The sequence below is a fragment of the Streptomyces sp. L-9-10 genome, assembly GCF_004151105.1.
GTDB lineage: Bacteria > Actinomycetota > Actinomycetes > Streptomycetales > Streptomycetaceae > Streptomyces.
The window spans coordinates 1-22,128 of sequence record NZ_PHRF01000102.1 but is presented as its reverse complement, the minus strand read 5'-3'; the positions used below and the strand labels follow the sequence as shown (position 1 = coordinate 22,128).

Here is a 22,128-nt window from a genome sequence, read left to right as displayed (position 1 = left end):
CATGGCCACCACGGACTCCGTCTCCGTACCGCTGCCGGACAGTTCGCACGGCAGGACCCTGATCGCGGGCATCGGCAACATCTTCCTCGGCGACGACGGCTTCGGCGTCGAGGCCGTCCGCAGGCTGACCGGCCGGCCGTTGCCGCCCGGGGTCGATCTGATGGACGCGGGCATCCGGGGTGTCCATCTCGCCTACCGGCTGCTGGACGGCTACCGCAGGCTCGTCCTGGTCGACACCGTCGACCGCGGCGCGCCCCCGGGCACGGTCTACGTGATCGAGGTGGACCCGGCGGGCGCCCCGCCGGAAGGGGCGCCGCCCGCCCGGCTGGACGGGCACGGCATGGACCCGGCGGCGGTGCTCCGGCTGGTCGGCGATCTGCACGCCGGGGCGGGCGGCACGCTCCCCGAACACGTCCAGGTGGTCGGCTGCCAGCCGCTCTCCGCCGAGGAGGGCATCGGGCTGAGCGAGCCGGTGGCCGCCGCCGTCGGACCGGCGGCGGACCTCGTACTCGACCTCGTACGGCGCCCGCCGGGCGCGGTCGACGGCACGGCACACCGAAGGAGATGAGTTCCATGCACACGACACGTCCGATGAAGGGGATGGACCACGCCAGGGACACGGATCTGACCTGGTTGTGGGTCTGTGCCGGGGTGGTCATGGCCGGAGTGGCGTACGAGACGGCGAAATCCGTGCCCGACCTGCGCCGCTATCTGCGCATGCGGCGCATGTGAGCGGTGACGCAGAGGTGGGAGGTCGCCGGCGGATCGGATGGCGGACGGATCGGCCGCCGGGCCGGGTGCCGGCCGGATCAGGTGGCGGGCCGATGCCCGAACAGCGGCTGTGCGTCGGCGTCGCCCCCCGCCAGGTCCGGACCGTTCAGCTGCACATAGCGCTCCAGGAACAGGTGCAGCGTGCTGTGCAGCTCCCCCAGCCGGACGAACCACAGCGCCAGGCTCATCGCCCCGGCCGCGGTGATCTCGTACTCCCGGCGGGCCGGTCCGGAGGCGGACGCACGCCATTGGGAGGAGATCTGGCCGCACTTCTCCATGCCGCGCAGCAGCCGGTAGACATGCGCGGACTCGGCCTCGGCCCAGCCGAACGCGGCCAGGCGCTGCGTCAGCTCGTATCCGTGTCCTGGCCGTTCGGAGAGCAGCAGCAGGATGACGGGGGTCATCAGCGCCCGTCGTTCTGTGTCGTGCGTCGTCATAGCGGCGATCTCCTGCGGGTGACCGTGCGACGGTGCGGTCAGTGGCCCTCTCCCACGCTAACCAGCCCGGTCCGCCCGGGCCAGCCGTCATCCGTCGGCGCGGCAGCGGACCGCCGGACCCGACAGGACTCCTCGACGAGGTGAGAGCCGTGCATGAACTGTCCATCGCCACCGCCGTGGTCGCCCAGGTGGAGGAAGCCGTCCGTACCAACGGCGGCGGTCGCGTCCTCTCGCTGCGGCTGCGGATCGGCGAGCTGGCGGGTGTGGTGCCTGAGGCGCTCCGGTTCTCCTTCGGGCTGGCGAGCGAGGGAACGGCCCTCGCCGGGGCCCGGCTGGAGGTGGAGACCGTCCCCGGCCGCGCCCGCTGCGGAGGCTGCGGCCGGGAGAGTGACACCGGAGTGCCGCCGATGCTGTGGTGCGCCGACTGCGCGCGCCCGCTCGGCGAACTGCTGTCGGGGCGGGAGCTGGAGATCGCCGAGGTCGTCCTCACGGATCCCTCGGATGCGCCGGACCCGGTCAGCGGTGACGATCGGGATACGCCCGAGGAGGCAACCCATGTGCCGAGTGGTTGATCTGCGTCAAGCCGTGCTGGCCAAGAACGACGCCAGTGCCGTGGAGTTGCGCGAACATCTCGCCGCCCGTGGAACGACGGAGGTGAATCTGCTGTCCAGTCCCGGCAGCGGCAAGACGGCGCTGCTGGAGGTGCTGCTCGCGCGGGCCGTCGCCGGGGGCACCGCCGTCGCCGCGGTGACCGCCGACCTGGCCACCGAGAACGACGCGCGGCGGCTCGCCCGCGCCGGTGCGCCGGTCAAGCAGGTGCTCACGGACGGGCTGTGCCATCTGGAGGCCGGGATGCTCCGGGCACATCTGGACGGCTGGCTGCCCCGGGACACCCGGGTGCTCTTCGTGGAGAACGTCGGCAACCTGGTGTGCCCCGCCTCCTACGACCTCGGGGAGAGCCTGCGGATCGTGCTGGGCTCGGTGACCGAGGGCGAGGACAAACCGCTCAAGTACCCGACGGCGTTCGGCCTCGCCCATCTCGTGGTCATCACCAAGACGGACATCGCGGAGGCCGTCGAGTTCGACGCGGCGGCGTTCCACCGCAATGTGCGGCAGGTGAATCCGGGAGTGCCGGTGCTGGAGACCTCGGCGCGAACCGGCGCGGGGGTGGACGAACTGCTCGCCCTGATCCTCGCGGTCGCCGACGGGGCCCCCGTCCACCGGCCGGTGCTCGCGCATCAGCACGAGCGGTATCTGCACCACGATCACGGCGACGAGGACGGCCATTCCCACGGGGAGCACGCGGACGGCCATACGCACGAGGGGCCCGAGGACCGGCATCCCCATGAACACCCGGCCGCGTCCCCCGTCCCCGTCCCCGGAGCGGCAGACGCACCATGAGCCGACCCGTGACCGACACCGACGCGGGCACCGACACCGACGCGGGCACCGACACCGACAGCGCCGCCGCTCCCCCGGGGGAGCGGCGCGCCTCCCTCGAACGCCGGAGTGCCGTCGTACGCGGGGTCGTCCAGGGCGTCGGCTTCCGCCCGTTCGTGTACGCGCTCGCCGCCGAACTGGGCCTGACCGGCTGGGTCACGAACAACGCCGACGGGGTCGAGACGGAGGTGGAGGGGGCGCTCCCCGACGTGGCGGCGTTCTGCCGGCGGCTCACCTCCGACGCTCCCCCGCTGGCCGTCGTCGAATCCGTCCAGCTCCGGACCGTACCGACCGCGGGCGGCAGCGGGTTCACCATCCGCCCCTCGGCGGGCGGCAGTGGCCGTACCCTCGTCTCCCCCGACATCGCGACCTGTGACGACTGTCTGTCGGAGCTGGCCGACCCGGGCGACCGCCGCTACCGCCATCCGTTCATCAGCTGCACCCACTGCGGCCCGCGGTTCACCGTGGTGACCGGACTGCCGTACGACCGGGCGCTGACCACCATGGCCGGCTTCCCGCTCTGCGCCGACTGCGCGCGCGAGTACGCGGACCCCGCCGACCGGCGCTTCCATGCCCAGCCCGTCGCCTGCCACGCCTGCGGTCCCCGGCTCACGCTGGTCACCCGGGGGTCAGCCGGGCCGCGTCCGACCGGTGAGGACGCCCTGGCCGGGGCGCGCCGGCTGCTGGCCGCGGGAGCGGTCGTCGCGGTGAAGGGGCTCGGCGGCTATCACCTGGCCTGCGACGCCTCCGACCCCGCCGCCGTACAGACGCTGCGTACGCGCAAGAACCGTGGCGCGAAGCCGTTCGCCGTGATGGCCGGTTCGCTGGAGACGGTGGAGCGCCTCGTCTTCACCAGCCCGCTGGAGCGTGATCTGCTGCTCGGCCGGCGCAGACCCGTCGTCCTGCTGCGACGCCGTGACGGTTCCGGCTCTGGGGCCGGGTCCGGGTCGCGGAGCAGGGCCGGATACGGATCGCGGTCCCTCGTCACGGACGGTGTCGCGCCCGGCAGTCCCGATCTCGGGGTGCTGATGCCGTACACGCCCGTGCATCATCTGCTGCTGGGCCTGCCCGGTGATCCGGCCGGCCCGCCCGTGCTCGTGATGACCAGCGGAAACCGTTCCGGCGAACCCATCGTCACCGATGACGAGGAGGCGCTGGTCCGGCTGGACGGTCTCGCGGACGCCTGGCTGACGCACGACCGGCCGGTGCGGGTGCCGTGCGACGACTCGGTGGTACGGGTGTGCGCGCGGCAGGAGTTGCCGGTACGGCGCTCCCGCGGCTACGCGCCGCTGCCGGTCGCCCTGCCCGTCGCTGTGGAGCCCGCGCTCGCCGTCGGCGGGGATCTGAAGAACACCTTCTGTGTCGCGGAGGGCCGGTACGCGTGGCTGTCCGCGCATGTCGGCGACATGGACGACCTGGCGACGCTGACCGCCTTCGAGGACGCGGTGGGCCAGCTCTCCGAACTGGCCTCGGTCACCCCCCGGGTGCTCGTCGCGGACCGCCATCCCGGCTACCGCTCGGGCCAGTGGGCGGACCGCCACGCGGAAGGCCGCCCGGTGCGCCGCGTCCAGCACCACCACGCGCACGTGGCGTCCGCGATGGCCGAACACGGCCTGGACGGCTCGGCGCCGGTGATCGGTGTGGCCTTCGACGGCACCGGCTACGGCGACGACGGCGCGGTGTGGGGCGGTGAGGTGCTGCTCGCGGACTACGACGGCTTCCGGCGGTTCGCCCATCTCGCGTATGTGCCGCTGCCGGGCGGCGACGCGGCCGTGCGCAACCCGTACCGGATGGCGCTCTCCCAGCTGCGGGCGGCGGGTCTGCCCTGGTCCGAGGAGCTGCCGTGTGTCGCCGCGTGCCCGCCCGCCGAACGGCGGCTGCTGGAGCGTCAGCTCGACCGGGGCATCAACTGCGTGCCCACCTCCAGCATGGGACGGCTGTTCGACGCCGTCGCGTCGCTCGCCGGGGTGTGCCATCGCGTGGAGTACGAGGCCCAGGCGGCCATGGAGCTGGAGCACGCGGCACTGACGGCGGCCGGGGACATACGGTCCTCCGGCTACCGGTTCGGGCTGCCCGCCGCCCCGAGGCCGGGAGAGGCGCCGCTGCCGGCCGACCCCGCGCCGGTACTGGCCGCCGCCGTCGAGGATCTGCGGGCGGGCGCGGACGCGAGCACGGTGGCCGCCCGGTTCCATGGCGCGGTCGTCTCACTGGTGCACGAACTGTGCCGGGCGGCCCGTGACCGTACCGGCCTGGCCACCGTCGCGCTCACCGGCGGCGTGTTCTGCAACGCCCTGCTGACCAGCGGCTGTGCGCAGCGGCTGGAGCGCGACGGATTCACCGTGCTGCGGCACCGCACGGTACCGCCGAACGACGGCGGGCTGGCGCTCGGCCAGTTGATGGTCGCCGCCAGGACGAGGCAGAGCTGATCCACCGGCCGGGTTCCGGCCGGACCGACCACCCGTTGACCACCGCTTGACGTGAAGGAGGAGCGATGTGCCTTGCCGTGCCCGGCAGAGTGCTGGAGATCGAGGAGCGCGACGGGACCCGGATGGCCCAGGTCGACTTCGGCGGCGTCATCAAGGACGTCTGCCTGGAGTACGTGCCGGAGATGAAGGTCGGTGACTACGCGATCGTCCATGTCGGCTTCGCGCTCCAGCGGCTCGACGAGGAGTCCGCGAAGCAGACGCTGCGGCTCTTCGAGAGTCTGGGCGTTCTGGAGGAGGAGTTCGGCGACGCGTGGGGGCGGGCCGCGCGGGAGGCGGGCGCCGAGCGTCCGGCCGGCACGCCGCCGTCCCCCGGGCCGGCGCGGACCGGTCCCGCCGCCCCCGGCCCCGATCCCCTCAGCCCCCGGCCCTGAGCGCCCGTACCCCGAGTCCCGTACCCCGTACCCCGAGCCCCACGTCCCGCGTGCGGCGTCCCCCGTCCCGAAGGAGGAGACCCATCGATGAAGTATCTCGACGAGTTCAGCGATCCCGAGCTGGCCCGGCGCCTTTTCGACGAGATCCGCGCCACCGTCACCCGGCCCTGGGCCCTGATGGAGGTCTGCGGCGGCCAGACCCATTCGATCATCCGCCATGGCATCGACCAACTGCTCCCCGAGGGCGTCGAACTCATCCACGGCCCCGGCTGCCCGGTCTGTGTGACCCCGCTGGACACCATCGACAAGGCGCTGGAGATCGCTTCCCGCCCCGATGTGATCTTCTGTTCCTTCGGCGACATGCTGCGGGTGCCCGGCAGTGGCCGTGATCTGTTCAAGGTGAAGAGCGAGGGCGGGGACGTTCGGGTCGTGTACTCCCCGCTCGACGCGCTCAGGATCGCCCAGCGGAATCCGGACCGTCAGGTGGTCTTCTTCGGGATCGGGTTCGAGACCACGGCCCCGCCCAACGCCATGACGGTCTACCAGGCCAAGAAGCTGGGCATCGCGAACTTCAGCCTGCTGGTCTCGCACGTACGCGTGCCCCCGGCGATCGACGCGATCATGAACTCGCCCGACTGCCGCGTGCAGGCGTTCCTCGCCGCCGGACACGTGTGCACGGTGATGGGGATCGGTGAGTACCCCGAACTCGCCGAGCGGCACCGCGTCCCCATCGTCGTCACGGGCTTCGAACCGCTGGACATCCTGGAGGGCATCCGGCGTGCCGTACGGCAGTTGGAGGCGGGCGAGCACACCGTCGAGAACGCCTACCCGCGCGCGGTCCAGGCGGAGGGGAGCCCGGCCGCGCAGGCCATGCTGGCCGATGTCTTCGAGGTCACCGACCGGGCCTGGCGCGGTATCGGCATGATCCCGGCCAGCGGCTGGCGGCTGTCGCCCGCGTACCGGCAGTACGACGCGGAGCACCGCTTCTCGGTGACGGGGATGCATACGGAGGAGTCCACGGAGTGCCGCAGTGGCGAGGTGCTCCAGGGGCTGATCAAACCGCATCAGTGCGAGGCGTTCGGGACGACCTGCACCCCGCGCAATCCGCTCGGCGCCACGATGGTGTCGAGCGAGGGCGCCTGCGCCGCGTACTACCTGTACCGCAGGCTGGCGACACCGGACGCGGCGGGCACCGCCGGTACGCGCGAAGAGGTGACTTCCCTTGGCTGAGACGACCGGGGTCCGGGTGACCGAGGCGGACGCCGTCCTGCCCGAAGCGCCGCCCGCCACCGCCGACTTCTCCGGGTGGACCTGTCCCGCCCCGCTCCGTGACCACGCGAAGGTCGTGATGGGACACGGCGGCGGCGGACAGCTCTCCGCCGAACTGGTCGAGCATCTCTTCGCTCCGGCGTTCGGCGGCGATGTCCTCGCGGAGCTGGGCGATGCGGCGACCGTCACCCTCGGCGGGGCGCGGCTCGCGTTCTCCACCGACTCGTACGTCGTCCGCCCGCTGTTCTTCCCGGGCGGCAGCATCGGGGATCTCGCGGTCAACGGAACGGTCAACGACCTGGCCATGATGGGCGCCACGCCCGCCTACCTGTCCTGCGGGTTCATCCTGGAGGAGGGTGTCGAACTCGCCACGGTCGGCCGGGTGGCCGAGGCGCTCGGAGCGGCCGCCAGGGCGGCGGGGGTGGTCGTCGCCACGGGTGACACCAAGGTCGTGGACGCCGGACACGGCGACGGGATCTTCATCAACACGGCGGGCATCGGGCTGATCCCGGACGGGATCGACATCCGCCCGCGACGCGCCGCGCCCGGCGATGTGGTCATCGTCAGCGGTCCGATCGGTGAGCACGGCGTGGCGATCATGAGCGTCCGCGAGGGGCTGGAGTTCGGGGTGGAGATCGTGAGCGACACGGCGCCGCTCGCCTCGCTCGTCCAGGCCATGCTGAACGTCTGCCGCGATCTGCATGTGCTGCGGGATCCGACCCGCGGCGGGCTCGCGACCTCGCTCAACGAGATCGCGTCGGCGGCGGGGGTGGGGATCACCCTGCGGGAGCAGGCGCTTCCGGTCCCCGACTCCGTCGCCAACGCGTGTGCCTTCCTCGGCCTCGATCCGCTCTATGTCGCCAATGAGGGCAAGCTGGTGGCGTTCTTACCGCCGGATCACGCCGACGAGGTGCTGGCGGCCATGCGGGCGCATCCGCGGGGCCGTGGGGCCGTGGTGATCGGCACGTGCACGACGGACCACCCCGGCATGGTCGTGGCGAACACCGGTCTGGGCGGCACCCGGGTGGTGGACATGCCACTGGGTGAGCAGCTCCCCCGTATCTGCTGACGCGCCCCGGGTCCGCCGACGCGCGCCACGGCCCGGACACGGCGGAACCGGTCGGCCCGGACACGGCGGGACCAGGGCGTGTCGCGAAAGTCCCGCCCGGCCCGCGCCGCCGGTCAGAACTCCTCGTGGTGTTCCGGGTCGCCGCCGAGCCTGCGGTGCGGACCCGCCGAGATCCTGTCCAGTTCACCGGCCGTCAGCTCGAACCCGAAGATGTCGAGATTCTCCCGCTGACGGCCGGGATCGGCCGACTTCGGGATGGGCACGGCGCCGAGCTGGGTGTGCCAGCGGAGCACCACCTGCCCCGGGGTGACGCCGTGCGCTTCGGCGATCGACACGGTCTCGGGGTCCTTCAGCAGCCGGCTGCCCCGTCCGAGCGGGCTCCAGCTCTCGGTACGGATCCCCTTGGCCGCGTGCACGGCGCGCAGTTCCTCCTGGGGGAGGTCCGGATGCATCTCGATCTGGTTGACCGAGGGCAGGACACCGGTCTCCGCCTCCAGCCGCTCGATGTGCGCCGGAGTGAAGTTGGAGACTCCGATGGACCGGACGAGCCCGTCCTCCCGGAGCTTGATCATGGCCTTCCAGGAATCGACGTACTTGTCCACGCGCGGCAGCGGCCAGTGGATGAGATAGAGGTCCACGTAGTCGAGGCCGAGCCTGGCGCGGGACTCCTCGAAGGAGGCGAGGGTCTCGTCGTAACCGTGGTGCCTGCCCGGCAGTTTGGTGGTGATGACGATGTCCTCGCGCGGCACCCCGGCGCGCGCGACACCCCGTCCGGTGCCGGTCTCGTTGCGGTAGTTGAGCGCGCTGTCGACCAGCCGGTAGCCGAGTGCCAGCGCGCCGGCGACGGCCTTCTCGCACGCGTCGTCGTCGAGCGGATAGGTGCCCAGACCGACGGCGGGCAGGGCGGTGCCGTCGTTGAGCGTGTGGACCGGAGTACTGGTCACGGATCTCTCGCTTTCCTCGCGCGTACCGGTCCGTCCAGCGTAGAACGGGACCGGCCGCCGGACCCGGCGGGCCGCGGCCGGTCACCGCCGGCGGCGGCCGCGGCCCGTCCGGGTGCGGTGGGCTACTGCCCCGCGGGGAGGGTGCCGGTGCGCGTCAGCTCCGCGTACCAGCGTGCGCTGGACTTGAGGACGCGGCGCTGGGTCGCGTAGTCCACGTACACCATGCCGAAGCGCCTGCTGTAGCCGTATCCCCACTCGAAGTTGTCGAGCAGCGACCAGAGGAAGTAGCCGCGGATGTCCGCCCCCGACCCGATGGCGCGGTGCACGGCCGCGAGATGCCCGCGCAGATAGGCGATGCGTTCCGGGTCGCGTACGTCGCCCTCCGGGCGCGCGTAGTCGTCGAAGGCCGCGCCGTTCTCGGTGATCATCACCGGCAGGTCCGGATGGTCACGGCGCACCCGCATCAGCAGTTCGTAGAGGCCGTCCGGGTCGATCGTCCAGCCCATGGCGGTCCTGCCGCCCGGTGTCTGGTGGAAGGCGACGTGGTCCGCGCCGGGCCAGGGGCTGTGGTCGCTCGCGCCGTGTCCGTCCGACCCGTGGACGGCGGGGCCGGAGTGGTGGGAGACCAGGGTCGGTGAGTAGTAGTTGACGCCGAGGAAGTCGAGCGGCTGGTGGATGAGCGCGGTGTCACCGTCCCGGACGAACGACCAGTCCGTGATCCCCGCGGTGTCCTCCATGACATCGGCCGGGTAGGCCCCGGACAGCATGGGGCCGGTGAAGATCCGGTTGGCGGTGCCGTCGATACGGCGGACGGCGTCCGCGTCGGCCGCGCTCTCCGTCAACGGCCTTACGTGGTGCAGATTGAGCGTGACGGACACCTGCGCGGTGGCGGGCAGCCGCGCGCGCAGCGCCTGCACGGCGAGACCGTGACCGAGGTTGAGATGGTGCGCGGCCCGCAGGGAGTCGGCCGGGTCGGTACGGCCGGGGGCGTGGACGCCGGAGCCGTATCCGAGGAACGCGCTGCACCACGGCTCGTTGAGGGTGGTCCAGGTCGTCACCCGGTCGCCCAGGGCGTCGGCCACGATCCCCGCGTACTCGGCGAAGCGGTGGGCCGTGTCGCGCTCGGGCCAGCCGCCGGCGTCCTCCAACTCCTGCGGCAGATCCCAGTGGTAGAGCGTGACGACGGGCTGGATCCCCTTCTCCAGCAGGCCGTCGGCCAGCCGCCGGTAGAAGTCGAGCCCCTTCCGTGACGCGGGCCCGGCGCCGGTCGGCCGGATCCGCGGCCAGGACACCGAGAAGCGGTACGCGCCGACGCCCAGACCGGACATGATCTCGATGTCCTCGCGCCAGCGGTGGTAGTGGTCGGTGGCGATGTCGCCGGTGTCGCCGTTGCGCACCCTGCCCGGGGTGTGGGAGTACACGTCCCAGATGGAGGGCGTGCGGCCGTCCTCCGCGACGGCGCCCTCGATCTGGTACGCGGCGGTCGCGGTGCCCCAGAGGAAGCCGGGCGGGAAGACCAGGGGGGCCGCGGGGTCCAGGGCGCGCCCGGGGTCAAGTGCTGAGGTGGCCACGAAGGGTCCTTCCGCAGAGATCGAACGGTGTGGTGCGTGGAGCGTGTGCGCGTGGAGTGTGTGCGCACGACATGTGCGCGCTCGTTGTGTGCGCGTACAGCGGTGAGGGGTGGCGGGCCGTCAGCCCTTCACGGCCCCCTGCATGATGCCGCCGACGATCTGGCGGCCGAAGACGAGGAACATCGCCAGCAGCGGCAGCGTGCCGAGCAGCGCGCCCGCCATGATCACCGACTGGTCGCGGACATAGCCGGCGCTGAGCTGGGTGAGAGCCACCGGGACCGTGGGGTTCGTCATGTCCAGCGCGATGAAGGGCCAGAAGAAGTCGTTCCAGGCGTGGACGAACGTGATCATGAACAGCACGGCCATCGGGGGCCGGGCGATGGGCAGGACGATGCTCCAGAAGATCCGCAGGGAGTGTGCCCCGTCCAGCCGTCCCGCCTCGATGAGTTCGTCCGGCAGGGCTTCCTTCAGATACTGCCGCATGAAGAACACCCCGACCGCGCTGACCAGCGTCGGGAAGATGACGGAGGGCAGTGACTGTCCCCAGCCGAGGTCGGCCATCATCATGAACAGCGGGACGACTCCGAGCTGCGGCGGCACCAGCATCGTGCCGATGACCAGCATCAGCAGGAGGTTGCGGCCCCTGAAGCGGAGTTTGGCGAAGGCGAAGCCGGCGAGGGTCGCGAAGAAGACGGTCGCGAGGGCGATCACCCCGGCCACGATCAGGCTGTTGACCATCGCCCGGCCCATCGCCGCGTCCTGCCACGCCTTGGCGAGGTTCGTGAACAGGTTCGGGCCGGGCAGGAACGGCGGCGGGGTCTGGGAGACACGGGTGTTGTCGGTGGAGGCGGCCACCATCGTCCAGTAGAGCGGGAAGAGGGAGACCAGCGCGGCGAAGCCGAGCAGGAGATACGCGAGGGGTCCCGCGTGGTGCTGACGGCCGGCGCCCGGACGCAGTACGCGGCCGAACCGGCACTGTACGGGCGGCGGCGGATGGGGCGCCCGGTCGCGGGTGTCCGCCCGTACCTGTGCGATATCGGTGGTCATGGGGCCTGCTGCTCCCTGGTCAGGACGTACGGGGTGTACGAGGAGTACGGGACGTACGGGACGTGACGCGCGCGAGGACGCGCTGGAGGACGAAGACGAGGAGGAGGATGAGGAACATGGCCCAGGCGATCGCCGAGGCCCGCCCCATCTGGTAGTTCTTCCAGCCCTCTTCGTAGAGCAGCAGACCGAGCGTCTGGTACTGGTTGTCGGCGCCGCCGCTGATGCCGTTGGGGCCCTGTCCGAAGATCAGCGGTTCGCCGAAGAGCTGGGTCGCGCCGATGGTGGAGAGCACGATCGTGAAGATGATCGTGGCGCTGATGCCCGGGACGGTCACGGTGCGGAACTGCTGCCAGCGCGAAGCCCCGTCGATGGCCGCGGCCTCGTAGAGGTCTCTGGGTATCGCCTGCATGGCGGCCAGATAGAGCAGGGCGTTGTAGCCGGTCCAGCGCCAGATCACGATGAGGGAGATGGCGAGCTGGGCGGGCCACTTCTGGCTCTCCCAGTCGACGTTGTCGACACCGAAGAGGCCGAGCCCCCAGTTGATCATGCCGAAGTCGCGCTCGAACAGCATGGTGAAGACGAGGGCGGCTGCGCCGATGGAGGTCGCGTACGGGGTCAGGACGGCGACCCGGAAGAACGTCGAGCCACGAAGCCGGTAGTTGAGCAGATGGGCCAGGCCGAGGGCCATCAGGAGCTGCGGGACGGTGGAGATGACGCCGAGCGTGAAGGTGTTGGTCAGCGCGTTCCAGAACCGGTCGTCCTCGAAGAGTTCCGTGAAGTTGGCGAGGCCCCGCCATTCCCGGGTGTCCATCGAGGACAGCTCGACGCGGTGCAGCGAGATCCAGAAGGTGTAGAGGAGCGGATAGAGGCCGAAGGCGGCGAAGATCAGGAAGAACGGGGCGATGAAGGCGTACGGCACCGTGCCGAGGTCCAGGCGGTGCAGGAGAGTGCGCCGCGCCTGACGGGACGGCTCCGAGCCGGCGCCCTTTCCGGGCGGCCGGGCCGGCGCGGGGTGCGGCTGCCCGCCCGAGGGGGCAGCCGGGGTGGAGGTGGCCACGCGGGCTTCCTTCCGTGGAGTGATGCGGTGGGACGGCGAGGCGGGGACACGGGGAGGAGGGGACACAGAGCGGAGGGGACACAGGGACGAGAGGCCCGGGGACCGAGGGGGCTCAAGACCAAGAAGGCGGTGGGACGGAGAAACCGGGACGGAGAAACCGGGCGGGGCGCGCGGCCGGGGCGTCGGGCCCCCGGCCGCGCGGTCGGGCCGCGACGGTCAGCGCGCCAGTTTCTGGATGCGCTCGTCCGTGGTCTTCCACGCCTCGTCCGGGCTCTTGCCCTGCGACTCGATCAGCTGGAGGCCCGCCGAGAAGGTGTCCTTGATCGTGCCGTCCTTGCGTCCGAGGACCTGCTCGTCGGGGATCTCCTTCGCCGCGGCGCCGAAGATCTGGCCGATCGGCGCGTCGCTGAAGTACGCGGACGTGCCACCCGCGACCTCCGGCAGGTCGAGCGCCGTCTTCGAGGACGGGAAGTTGCCGAGCTTCTCGAAGATGTACGCCTGCTGCTCCGGCGCGCTCAGCCAGGCGACCAGCTTCTTGGCCTCCTCCTTGACCGGGCTCTTGTCCATCACGCCGAGGAACGAGCCGCCCCAGTTGGCGCCCTTGGGGGCCTTGGCGACATCCCACTTGCCCTTGTTCGCGGGACCGGCCTTCTCGCTGATGTGGGCGAGCATCCAGGCGGGGCAGACCGCGCTGGCGAAGGTGCCGTTGGCCAGCCCCGGGTCCCAGCCCGGCTGGAACTGGCGCAGCTTGGCGGTGAGTCCGGACTTCGCCGCGTCCGACGCGAGGGCCCAGGCGTCCTTGACGGCGGGGTTGTCCTGGTAGATGAGTGTGCCGTCCTTGTCGTAGAACTGCTTCTCATCGCCGTAGATCATCGCGTTGAACAGACCGGTCGAGCTGTCCATGAAGGAGACGTCGTCGTCCTTGGAACGCTGCTTGAAGTCGCGGCCCGTCTGGACGTACTTGGACCAGTCCCCCTCCCAGAGCTTCGCCACCTCCGCGCGGTCCGTGGGCAGCCCGGCCTGCTCGAACAGGTCCTTGCGGTAGCACACCGCCATCGGGCCGATGTCCGTGCCCAGGCCGAGCAGCTTGCCGTCCTCGGTGGTGACCTGGTTGGACTTCCACGGCAGGAAGTGATCGAGACCGGCCGTCCCGGACAGATCCGCGAACTTGTCCGCCTGGGTGTCGACCAGTTCCTTGGCCCGGCCTATCTCTATGCCCTGGATGTCCTTCAGCCCGCTGCCGGCGGCGAGGTGCGTCTGGAGGGCGGTGTAGTACGTCTGCTCGTCACCGGCCACATCGGCCTCGATGAGAATGTCCGGGTTCTCCTTCATATAGCGGTCCAGGAGATCGGTCTCCTTGAACCCCATGACCCCGAACAGGCCCATGCTGATGACGGTCTTGCCGTCCTTGGTACGTGCCTCGCCCGAGTCGCCGCCGCCTCCGCAGCCGGCGACGAGAACGAGGGACACGGCAGCCGCCGTAACGGTGGCGAGGGTCGAACCGAAGCGCTTCCGGGCAGTGCCCATGTGCTTCCTCCTAGCAGCGGCGCTCAGGCGCGCGCCTGCTGCGGCTCACGGTCGAGTGGGATCGAAAACCCGTGCCGGGAGAAAACTGGGAGCGCTCCCAACGGGTTGTGGAAGACTCTCCGTAGAGACCGGGCCCTGTCAAGAGTCGAAGTCGGTTCCGTTGCCGGAATGTGTCCCGCTCCGGGCCCAGGGCCCTCGGCGGACCGGCGGCCCCGCACAATCTCCTGGTGAGCGCCGTGGCACCGCGCCGGGAGCAGAGTTGAGGAGACGTGATGAGCAGCCGTAAACGGCCAGGCCAGAGGCCAACTCTTGAAGCCGTCGCCCGGTTGGCGGGCGTGGGCCGCGGGACGGTCTCGCGTGTGGTCAACGGCTCCCCGGGCGTGAGCGCGAAGGCGCGCGCCGCCGTCGAGGCGGCCATCGCGGAGCTGAACTACGTACCGAACCCCGCCGCCCGCAGCCTGGTCACCAGCCGCACCGACAGCATCGCGCTGGTGATCCCCGAGTCGGAGAGCCGGCTGGCGGCGGAGCCGTACTTCTCGGCGGTCATCCGCGGAGTGAGTACCGAACTCGCCGACACCGAGATGCAGTTGCTGCTGATCCTGGTGCGGAATCAGCGCGAACTCGACCGGCTGACCCGGTTCGTGGAGGCACAGCGGGTGGACGGGGTGCTGCTGGTCTCGGTGCACCAGGACGATCCGCTGCCCGCGTTCCTGGAGAAGATGCAGATACCGACGGTCCTCGCGGGCCGGCGCTCACCCGTCGAGCCGCTCAGCCATGTCCGCGCCGACAACGCCGGCGGGGCGGCGCAGGCGGTACGTCATCTGATCGGCCAGGGACGCGGCGCCGTCGCCACGATCACCGGGCCGCTCGACATGGACGTCGGCCGGAGCCGCCTTCAGGGGTGGCGGGACGCGCATCTCGAAGCGGCCGGGCGGCAGCCGGACGAGTCACTGGCCGTGTCGGGAGACTTCACCGAGGAGGGCGGCCGGGCCGCCATGCGTGAACTTCTCGAACGGCATCCGGACCTGGACGCCGTCTTCGCCGCGTCCGACGTCATGGCGGCGGGCGCGCTGACGGAGCTGCGGGAGCGGGGACGGCGTGTCCCGTCGGACGTCGCGGTCATCGGCTTCGACGACTCGATCGTCGCGCGGCACACCGTCCCGCCCCTGAGCAGTGTCAATCAGCCGAGCGAGGACATCGGACGGGCCATCACCCGGCTGCTCCTCGACGAGATCGACGACCCGTCCCGGCCGCGGCGTCAGCTCACACTGCCGACCACCCTCGTCCACCGGCTCACGGCGTGAGCGCCCGTCGGGCCGTGATCACGAAGCGGTGGCAGCGTACGGTCAGCGGGCTGCCGGAGCTCAGCCGCGCGTGCAGCGCGCGGAGCCGGGCGTCATAGCGGTCGACGTCGAAGCCGGGGATCTGCCAGGGCGTGATGCGCAGGAAGAGCAGTACGGCTCCGATGTCGTGGAAGGCCGCGGGCACCAACTCCTCGCGCGCGTCCAAGATCTCGAACCCGGCGCCGGCCAGCCCGGCACGCGCGGAGGCCAGATCCCAGTGGCTGTAGCCGTGTCCGGGCGCGCCGAGCGCCTCGTTCAGCTCCGCCAGATCGCGCCCGCCGACCTGTTGGGTGACGAACACCCCGCCGCCGCGCAGCACCCGCGCGATCTCGGCCGGCGCGTAACTCTCGTGCCGGCTGGTGACCAGTCCGAACGCCGCGTCGGGCAGCGGGAGCAGATCGTCGTCCTCCTCGCCGGTGTCGATGACCCGTACCCCCAGCGGTGCGAGCCGGCGGCCGGCGACGGGGACATTGGGCGGGTAGGACTCCGTCGCGGTGGTGCCCGGCGGGAGCGGGGCGAGTCCGGAGAGGAACTCGCCGCCGCCGGTGCCCAGATCGAGCAGCGCCTCCCCGTCGGTCAGCCGTGACCGCACCAGCTCCGCGAAGTCCCAGGAGGTGTTCTCTTCTGTGAAGCGTCCGGCGAACACCCCGAAGTCCCAGCCCTCGAACGGCGCGTGGGCCGCGCCCTGGACGAGATCCGTGTAGTTCATGACCCGCAGGCTGTCCGGCGTGCCGGTTCCGTGTCCGGACGGGCTGCCGGGGCGCACCGGCCGACGCGGCCGGCCGGTGAGGCGGAGCGGGTCCCTGCGGCGGAGGAGTCCGCTCACGCGGTCGCCGCGAACGCGTTGACTCCGGTCAGCTCGGCCGAGAGCCGCCACAGGCGCGCGGCCTGCTCGGGGTCGGTCGCGTAGGCGCGTACGCCGCCGGCCACCGAGGTGTCCTGGGAGGCGGGCTCCGCGATGTCGCAGTCCTCGCAGTACACCCCGCCCGCGCCCGCCAGCCGGGGCGATGTCGCCGCCCACACCTGGGTGGCCGCACCCTGCTCCAGCGTCTTGAACGCGGGGTTCAGGCCGTTGCCCTCCTCGTCGATCCAGCCGGCGGCGACCATCTCCTCCTTGGCGAGGTGGCGCTGCAACGGGGTGAGGATGCCACCGGGGTGCACCGAGAAGGCCCGTACACCGGAGTCGCGGCCGAGCGCGTCGAGTTCCACGGCGAAGAGCGCGTTGGCGGTCTTCGCCTGGCCGTAGGCCTGCCACTTGTCGTAGTCGTGCGCGAACCACATGTCGTCCCAGCGGATGGGCGAGTTGCGGTGGCCGGACGAGGAGAGCGAGATGACCCGGGCCCCGCCGGGCACGATCGCCGGCCAGAGCCTGTTCACTAGCGCGAAGTGGCCGAGGTGGTTGGTCGCGAACTGCGCCTCCCAGCCGGGGCCGACCCGGGTCTCGGGGCAGGCCATGACCGCCGCGTTGTTGATGACGATGTCGATGGTGCGGTCCGAGGCGAGGAAGCGCTCGGCGAACCGGCGGACGCTGTCGAGATCGGCGAGGTCGAGTTCGTCGACCTCGACGCCGTCGATGCCGTCGAGCGCCTTCTCGGCGGTCTCGCGGCGCCGGGCGGGCACCACGACATGCGCGCCGGCGCCGGTGAGAGCGCGGGTGGTCTCCAGGCCGAGGCCCGAGTATCCGCCGGTGACGACGGCGAGCGCGCCGCTGAGGTCGATACCGCGCAGCACGTCCTGTGTGGTGCTGCGGGCTCCGAAACCGGATCCGATCCTGTGCTGTGGGGTTGTCATGACCGAAAGGCTACGAATTGGAGCGCACTCGAAGTCAAGCGCACCGGCCCGGCCTCGTAAGGTTCACCCTGGTGACGGGTTTGTCCGGGAAGTCGGCGATGCCGGGACGCCACGACGGGCCGTGGATGTACGCCGTGGGGCACCGATCCGCCGTGCTGCTGAGCGAGAGTCGAATCCACCAGCGGGTCGCCGGGCGCGAACCGCCCACGATCGGGTCAGCGATGCGCGGTCGGGCCGGGTCAGCTGCTAGGCAGGGACGTTCGTGTCCGTTCCGTAGCTCTGGAGTCACCCATGCCCATCGATGCCGTTCTCGCCCAGGAGCATGACTCGCCCATGGTCACTCCGCTGATCCCGGAGCAGCCTGCCGAGGAGGGCGGGCCGGACGGTCCGGTCGAGGAACGTGACATGACGTTCGACGGCTTCCGCTACACCTGTCGCGTCGTCGACCACGGCACCGCGCTGACCGAGCCCCTTCTCGTGCTGGGCGGCTCCTCCCAGGACCGCAACTCCTGGGTGCGGCACGAGAAGTGGCTGGCTCCGCTGGGCCGGGTGATCACCGTGGATCTGCCGGGATACGGTACGGCCGACTTCCTGCCCGCGCACTACGGCGTCGACTTTCTCGCGGCGGCCGTCCGGCATCTGCTCACCGAACTCGACGTACCGCGCGTCAATCTGGTCGCCGCCTGCTACGGCGGCGCGGTCGGCCTGCGCTTCGCCCAGCACTACCCGGGGATGCTCGCCCGGCTGCTGCTGGTCGGTATGACCACCCGGATCCCCGCGGACTACGCGGCGGCGATGGAGCGCTGGTCCGTCATGATCGACCGCGGTGAGACGGAGACCATCGCCCGCGAGCTGGCCGACCGCTTCATGTCGCCGCCCGGTACGGGCCGGGTGCGCAAGCACGCCGCCGTGTCCCGGCTGGTGTACCAGCAGATCGCCGGGCAGGACCCCGAGCAGCTGAAGAAGTCCGCCGAGCACAACACCCGGCTGATGCGGCACGAGTGGTACCGGCCGGAACCGGTACCCGCCGTGCCGAGCCTGGTGGTGACCGGTGAGCACGACACGCTGTGCACGCCCGCGATGGGACGTGAGGTGGCCGCACAGCTGCCCGAGGCGCGATTCCTGACCATCGACGAGACCGACCATCTGGCCCCGGTGGAGCGGATCGCGGACTTCGCGGATCTGATGGCGCGGTTCTGCACCGACCGGTCACTGGACGAACTGCCCTACGCCAGCGGGCCGGAGACACTGGGCACGGCTGTCGGCACCGTCGTGACCGGTGCGGGCGCCGCGTCCTGAGAACTGGGCCCACCGGCCCCGGGGAGGGGCCGACGGCGGCGTGGACCCGTCCCTCAGCGGGAGAGGGGCCGCTGGTCCGTCGCGTCGGCGATGCCCACGTCGAGGAGGGCGACCTCGTTCGTACCGAGGTAGCTCAGCCGGTCCTTGTCGAAGACCCAGACGGCGTTGTCCCTGTCCGCGGGGAAGGTGAGGCCGACGCCGCGCCGCCCCGAGGCGTCGACGGCGTCCTGCCTGACGACGACTCCGGGTATCTTGGCGGTCGCCCGGTACAGCGCCGCGTTCAGCTCGGGCCGGAGGGTCGCCTGCGGGAGCATCTCGGCGATGGCCTCGAAAACCGCCTCGCCGTGGGCCGGCCCCTGGCCCTGGGTGTCCCTCTCGATCGTCTTCAGCAGGGTGTCGGGGTCGGTGGGAAGGGCCTCGAGCTCACGGTACGTGGTCATGTTGGGGTCCTTGTAGAGCAGCATCTTCCCCTCCGCCCTCCGGGGGTCCAGCGAAGGGCTTCCCTTGTCGAACACCTGCCGCGCGAGGCCGTTCCGTTCGCCGTCCACCGCGATCCAGTCCTCACGGACGAAGACATCCGTACCCTCGTCCGACACCGGCCGCGAGACTTTGATCTTGGTGTAGACGTACTGATCGTCGCGTACCGTCCTGGCCGGGCGCCCCGCGGCTGCCAGGGCGATACGGTCCAGCAGCCGCACCGCCTCGCGGTGGTCGGCCGCGCTCACCTCGGACGGCGCCGAGTCGCCGAACGCGCCCGTGAGGCTCGTCGCCGTGGCCACGGCGGCCACGAGCAGTGCCGGGACCGCGACGAGTGCGGTCCGCCGCCTCCAGCCGGGACGGGCCGGCCGTACGGGCGTGGACGCGGGCGCGGATTCCCGGGCGATCTGCTCCATAAAGCGCTCTTTGAGGAAACTCTGCCGGTCGGCGGACAGGTCCTCGCATTGCGGCGCCGGGGGAACCGGAGCCGATTCCTCATGCCCGGCGCGGGACTGCCGTCGCGAGAAGAAGCTCATCGGTTTCCTTCCTGTACCGACGTGACCGCCGAAGTGCGGCTGCCTATGAACTGTCCGCGGGAAGAGGGGCGTTGCGTGTCTTCCCTGCCGTCTTCGCCTCGGCCGCGGCGCAGTTCCGCTTCGGTGAGTTTACGGAGCCGCCCGCGGGCCCGGGACAGCCGGGAGCGTACAGTGCCGACCGCCACACCCAGGGCCTCGGCGGCCGCCGCGTGGTCGAGACCTTCCCAGACACAGAGCGTGAAGACCTCCCGTTCCGCACGCCGCAGTCCGCTCAGCGCCACCCGGGCGGCGGCCAGTTCCTCGGTGTCGGCCAGCCGGGCGGCCACACCGTCCGCGAAGTCCGGTTCGGCTTCCGGTTCCGGGAGCCGGGCGAGCGCGAGGTCATGGCGTCTGGCCGAGCGCACGATATTGCGCATGACGTTCGTGGCGATCCCGAGCAGCCAGGGACGGAGGCTTTCCCCCTCCGCGTGCACCTTCTCGCGCAGCCGCCACGCCTCCAGAAAGGTCAGCGACACGACGTCCTCGGCGGTGGCCCAATTGCCGGTGACGCGCACGGCATAGCGATAGACGATTCCGGCATAGTCTTCGAATAACTGCCCGAACGCAGCCGTGTCTCCGGCTCGTATGCGGGCGCGGGAGGAAGGGTTCACATCTCTCTCAGTCCGACGTCGGTCCTGCATTGCCGTGACTCACGCCACAGGCACATACGGTCGTTTTCACACAGACCGGGTGTCGGAGAGCTGAACAGTGAACATCAAGAGAGTGACACCGTGGGTGGCGGGTCGGCGTCAGATCCCCGGTGCGGGTCCCCGGTGCGGTGATCACGACGTACGCCCCGCGGCCGGCCCGCCCCGCGCCCCGGCCTCGCGCCGCTCCTACAGGGCGAGTTCGCGCACGGTCGCCATGTCGCTGAACGGCAGCAGCCGGTCACCGACGATCTGGTACGGCTCGCTGCCCTTCCCCGCGATCAGGACGATGTCGTCGGGGCCCGCGTCCGCCAGGGCGAAGGCGATGGCGCGGCGCCGGTCGGCGAGCCGCTCGAACGGGGTGCCGGTGGCGGTGAGTCCCGGGGTGATCTGGTCCATGATCGCCCCGGGGTCCTCGCCACGCGGATTGTCCGAGGTGAGAACGCACAGATCGGAGTGGGTTCCGGCGATCTCCCCCATCCGCGCGCGCTTGGTGATGTCACGGTCGCCGCCACAGCCGAAGACGGTGACGATCCGGCCGCGCGCGAAGTCGCGGATGGTGGTGAGCACCTTCTCCAGTGAGTCGGGCGAGTGCGCGTAGTCGACGATGACCGAGGTGCCCGCCGGGGTCTCGAAGCGCTCGAACCGTCCCGGTACCGGCGGCATCCGGTCGAGCGCGCCGACCAGGCCGTCCAGATCGTGCCCCAGCAGATGGCAGGCGGCCACGGTGGCAAGGGCGTTGGCCACCGAGAAGCGACCGGGTACGGGGATCGCCGCCGGGTACTTGCGCCCCTCGTGGTGCAGCGTGAACCGCGTACCGAACGCGTCCATGGCGAGGTCCGTCGCCCGGAAGTCCGCCTCGGAATCGATCCCGTAGGTCGTCACGGCCCCGGGCATCAGCGCGCCGATGGCGGCGCCCACCGGATCGTCCGCGTTGACCACGGCGCGACGGCAAAGCCCCTGGAACAGCCGGAGTTTGGCGTCCCGGTAGTTCTCCATGGTGCCGTGGTCATCCAGATGATCCTGCGTCAGGTTGGTGAAGATCCCGATGTCGGTGTGGGCGTGGTCCACCCGGTGGGTCAACAGGCCCATGGAGGTGGCCTCCAGGACCACGGTACCGACCCCGCGGTCGCGCATGCGCCCCAGCAGATACTGGAAGTCCGGCGCCTCGGGGGTGGTGAGCACCGACCTCGGCATGGGGATCGGTTCGTCGCCGATCCGGCTGCCCGCCGTCCCGATGACCCCGACCGCCACGCCCTCGGCGAGGCGCAACACGGACTCGACCATGTACGACACCGAGGTCTTGCCGTTGGTACCGGTGACGGCCACCATGTCCATGGCCCGTCCGGGCTCCCCGTAGTAGCGGGAGGCGACGAGGGACGCGGTGATCCGCGTGTCCCGCACCCGTACCACGCACACCTCCGTGTCCGCCCACACCGACGCCGGCGGCTCCGGTGCCCCCGCGTCGAGCAGGACCGCCGCCGCCCCGCGCGCGAGGGCCGGGCCCACGGACTCCGGGCCGCCCTCACGATGATCCGGAACCGCGATGAACAGCGAACCCGGCGTGACCCGGTGCGCGTCGAAACACGTGCCCGCGGTGATCGCCGTCTCCGGATCGCCCCGCAGAATCTCGTGGTCATGCCCGGCGAGCAGTGCGCTCAACTTCACAGGGGTCCTCTCGAAGATGCGACGCGACAGGTCTCCGGCGGTCGCCGAGTGGGCACCGACGGCACGCCGTGGCGTCGCGGAAGGGGGTGGTGCGTACGGGGATGCGCGCTCTCGCGAGCGGGGGGAGCGGGGAACAGGCCGGGAGCGAGCGGGCATGGGCAACGGGCAGAGCCGAAGAGCCGAGCGGCAGAGCCGCGTGCACGAGCCGAGCGGCAGGGCCCTGTCAGGAGAGACCGGAACGAGCGGGACCGGAAGATCGGTCCGGCGGAATGGTCCGGGGATTGGTTGCTAGCCGTGGCCGTGCAGGGCGCGGCAGCCGGCTTCCGGAGCCGGCAGGGG

General features: G+C 71.1%; 21 protein-coding genes. 10 read left to right on the top strand and 11 right to left on the bottom strand.

Annotated features, from left to right (window positions below; translation table 11 throughout):
• Position 1 precedes the first annotated feature (1 nt).
• Together CU044_RS26195 and CU044_RS38745 are read left to right on the top strand one after the other, a co-directional pair.
• Complete coding sequence (locus CU044_RS26195) at positions 2 to 568, top strand: hydrogenase maturation protease (protein WP_129771220.1); 567 nt, start codon at positions 2 to 4, stop codon at positions 566 to 568.
• 5 nt (positions 569 to 573) lie between these two features.
• Entirely contained in the window at positions 574 to 732 is a 159-nt protein-coding gene (locus CU044_RS38745; protein ID WP_165371973.1) for a hypothetical protein, read from the top strand.
• A 77-nt stretch (positions 733 to 809) separates the two neighbouring features.
• On the opposite strand, the gene CU044_RS26190 is transcribed toward CU044_RS38745, so the two are convergent.
• A complete protein-coding gene (locus CU044_RS26190; protein WP_129771219.1) occupies positions 810 to 1,208 on the bottom strand; it encodes a helix-turn-helix transcriptional regulator in 399 nt (132 codons plus the stop codon).
• A gap of 149 nt (positions 1,209 to 1,357) precedes the next feature.
• Here CU044_RS26190 and CU044_RS26185 point away from each other — a divergent pair, with 149 nt between their 5' ends.
• From CU044_RS26185 to hypE, 6 genes are all read left to right on the top strand, one after another.
• Entirely contained in the window at positions 1,358 to 1,780 is a 423-nt protein-coding gene (locus CU044_RS26185) for a hydrogenase maturation nickel metallochaperone HypA (protein WP_129771218.1), read from the top strand.
• Positions 1,764 to 2,609 carry a hydrogenase nickel incorporation protein HypB gene (gene hypB, locus CU044_RS26180; protein ID WP_129771217.1) on the top strand — a complete coding sequence of 282 codons (846 nt, stop codon included), beginning with the start codon at positions 1,764 to 1,766 and terminating at the stop codon, positions 2,607 to 2,609. Before CU044_RS26185 ends, hypB begins: the two co-directional genes overlap by 17 nt.
• A gap of 155 nt (positions 2,610 to 2,764) precedes the next feature.
• Entirely contained in the window at positions 2,765 to 5,074 is a 2,310-nt protein-coding gene (gene hypF, locus CU044_RS26175) for a carbamoyltransferase HypF (RefSeq protein ID WP_240045854.1), read from the top strand.
• Positions 5,075 to 5,139: 65 nt separating this feature from the next.
• A complete protein-coding gene (locus CU044_RS26170) occupies positions 5,140 to 5,505 on the top strand; it encodes a HypC/HybG/HupF family hydrogenase formation chaperone (RefSeq protein ID WP_129771215.1) in 366 nt (121 codons plus the stop codon).
• A gap of 87 nt (positions 5,506 to 5,592) precedes the next feature.
• Positions 5,593 to 6,735, top strand: a complete 1,143-nt coding sequence (hypD, locus tag CU044_RS26165; protein ID WP_129771214.1) for a hydrogenase formation protein HypD — start codon at positions 5,593 to 5,595, stop codon at positions 6,733 to 6,735.
• A gap of 118 nt (positions 6,736 to 6,853) precedes the next feature.
• Positions 6,854 to 7,843, top strand: coding sequence for a hydrogenase expression/formation protein HypE (gene hypE, locus CU044_RS26160; RefSeq protein ID WP_129771241.1), 990 nt, complete (start codon positions 6,854 to 6,856; stop codon positions 7,841 to 7,843).
• 113 nt (positions 7,844 to 7,956) lie between these two features.
• On the opposite strand, the gene CU044_RS26155 is transcribed toward hypE, so the two are convergent.
• From CU044_RS26155 to CU044_RS26135, 5 genes are all read right to left on the bottom strand, one after another.
• The gene (locus CU044_RS26155; protein WP_129771213.1) at positions 7,957 to 8,787 is read right to left on the bottom strand and encodes an aldo/keto reductase; all 831 of its coding nucleotides are present in this window, start codon (positions 8,785 to 8,787) and stop codon (positions 7,957 to 7,959) included.
• A gap of 122 nt (positions 8,788 to 8,909) precedes the next feature.
• Positions 8,910 to 10,358, bottom strand: coding sequence for a GH1 family beta-glucosidase (locus tag CU044_RS26150; RefSeq protein WP_240045853.1), 1,449 nt, complete (start codon positions 10,356 to 10,358; stop codon positions 8,910 to 8,912).
• A 120-nt stretch (positions 10,359 to 10,478) separates the two neighbouring features.
• Positions 10,479 to 11,405, bottom strand: a complete 927-nt coding sequence (locus CU044_RS26145; RefSeq protein ID WP_129771212.1) for a carbohydrate ABC transporter permease — start codon at positions 11,403 to 11,405, stop codon at positions 10,479 to 10,481.
• Positions 11,406 to 11,424: 19 nt separating this feature from the next.
• The gene (locus CU044_RS26140; protein ID WP_129771211.1) at positions 11,425 to 12,462 is read right to left on the bottom strand and encodes a sugar ABC transporter permease; all 1,038 of its coding nucleotides are present in this window, start codon (positions 12,460 to 12,462) and stop codon (positions 11,425 to 11,427) included.
• Between the two features lie 216 nt (positions 12,463 to 12,678).
• A complete protein-coding gene (locus CU044_RS26135; RefSeq protein WP_129771210.1) occupies positions 12,679 to 13,989 on the bottom strand; it encodes an extracellular solute-binding protein in 1,311 nt (436 codons plus the stop codon).
• A 272-nt stretch (positions 13,990 to 14,261) separates the two neighbouring features.
• Between CU044_RS26135 and CU044_RS26130 the strand changes: the two genes are divergently transcribed.
• Positions 14,262 to 15,293, top strand: coding sequence for a LacI family DNA-binding transcriptional regulator (locus CU044_RS26130; RefSeq protein WP_129771209.1), 1,032 nt, complete (start codon positions 14,262 to 14,264; stop codon positions 15,291 to 15,293).
• Here CU044_RS26130 and CU044_RS26125 read toward each other — a convergent pair.
• Both CU044_RS26125 and CU044_RS26120 read right to left on the bottom strand, forming a co-directional pair.
• Entirely contained in the window at positions 15,283 to 16,041 is a 759-nt protein-coding gene (locus CU044_RS26125; protein WP_129771208.1) for a methyltransferase domain-containing protein, read from the bottom strand. The genes CU044_RS26130 and CU044_RS26125 overlap by 11 nt on opposite strands.
• A gap of 113 nt (positions 16,042 to 16,154) precedes the next feature.
• A complete protein-coding gene (locus tag CU044_RS26120) occupies positions 16,155 to 17,123 on the bottom strand; it encodes an SDR family NAD(P)-dependent oxidoreductase (RefSeq protein ID WP_129771207.1) in 969 nt (322 codons plus the stop codon).
• A gap of 291 nt (positions 17,124 to 17,414) precedes the next feature.
• On the opposite strand from CU044_RS26120, the gene CU044_RS26115 reads away from it, so the two are divergent.
• Positions 17,415 to 18,422: an alpha/beta hydrolase gene (locus CU044_RS26115; RefSeq protein ID WP_240045852.1), complete on the top strand. Its 1,008-nt coding sequence runs from the start codon at positions 17,415 to 17,417 to the stop codon at positions 18,420 to 18,422.
• Positions 18,423 to 18,475: 53 nt separating this feature from the next.
• On the opposite strand, the gene CU044_RS26110 is transcribed toward CU044_RS26115, so the two are convergent.
• The 3 genes from CU044_RS26110 to CU044_RS26100 form a co-directional block, all read right to left on the bottom strand.
• Positions 18,476 to 19,435: a CU044_5270 family protein gene (locus CU044_RS26110; protein ID WP_275670225.1), complete on the bottom strand. Its 960-nt coding sequence runs from the start codon at positions 19,433 to 19,435 to the stop codon at positions 18,476 to 18,478.
• The gene (locus tag CU044_RS26105; RefSeq protein WP_129771205.1) at positions 19,432 to 20,115 is read right to left on the bottom strand and encodes an RNA polymerase sigma factor; all 684 of its coding nucleotides are present in this window, start codon (positions 20,113 to 20,115) and stop codon (positions 19,432 to 19,434) included. Before CU044_RS26105 ends, CU044_RS26110 begins: the two co-directional genes overlap by 4 nt.
• A gap of 195 nt (positions 20,116 to 20,310) precedes the next feature.
• Positions 20,311 to 21,789 carry a UDP-N-acetylmuramoyl-L-alanyl-D-glutamate--2,6-diaminopimelate ligase gene (locus CU044_RS26100; protein WP_129771204.1) on the bottom strand — a complete coding sequence of 493 codons (1,479 nt, stop codon included), beginning with the start codon at positions 21,787 to 21,789 and terminating at the stop codon, positions 20,311 to 20,313.
• Positions 21,790 to 22,128: the final 339 nt, after the last annotated feature.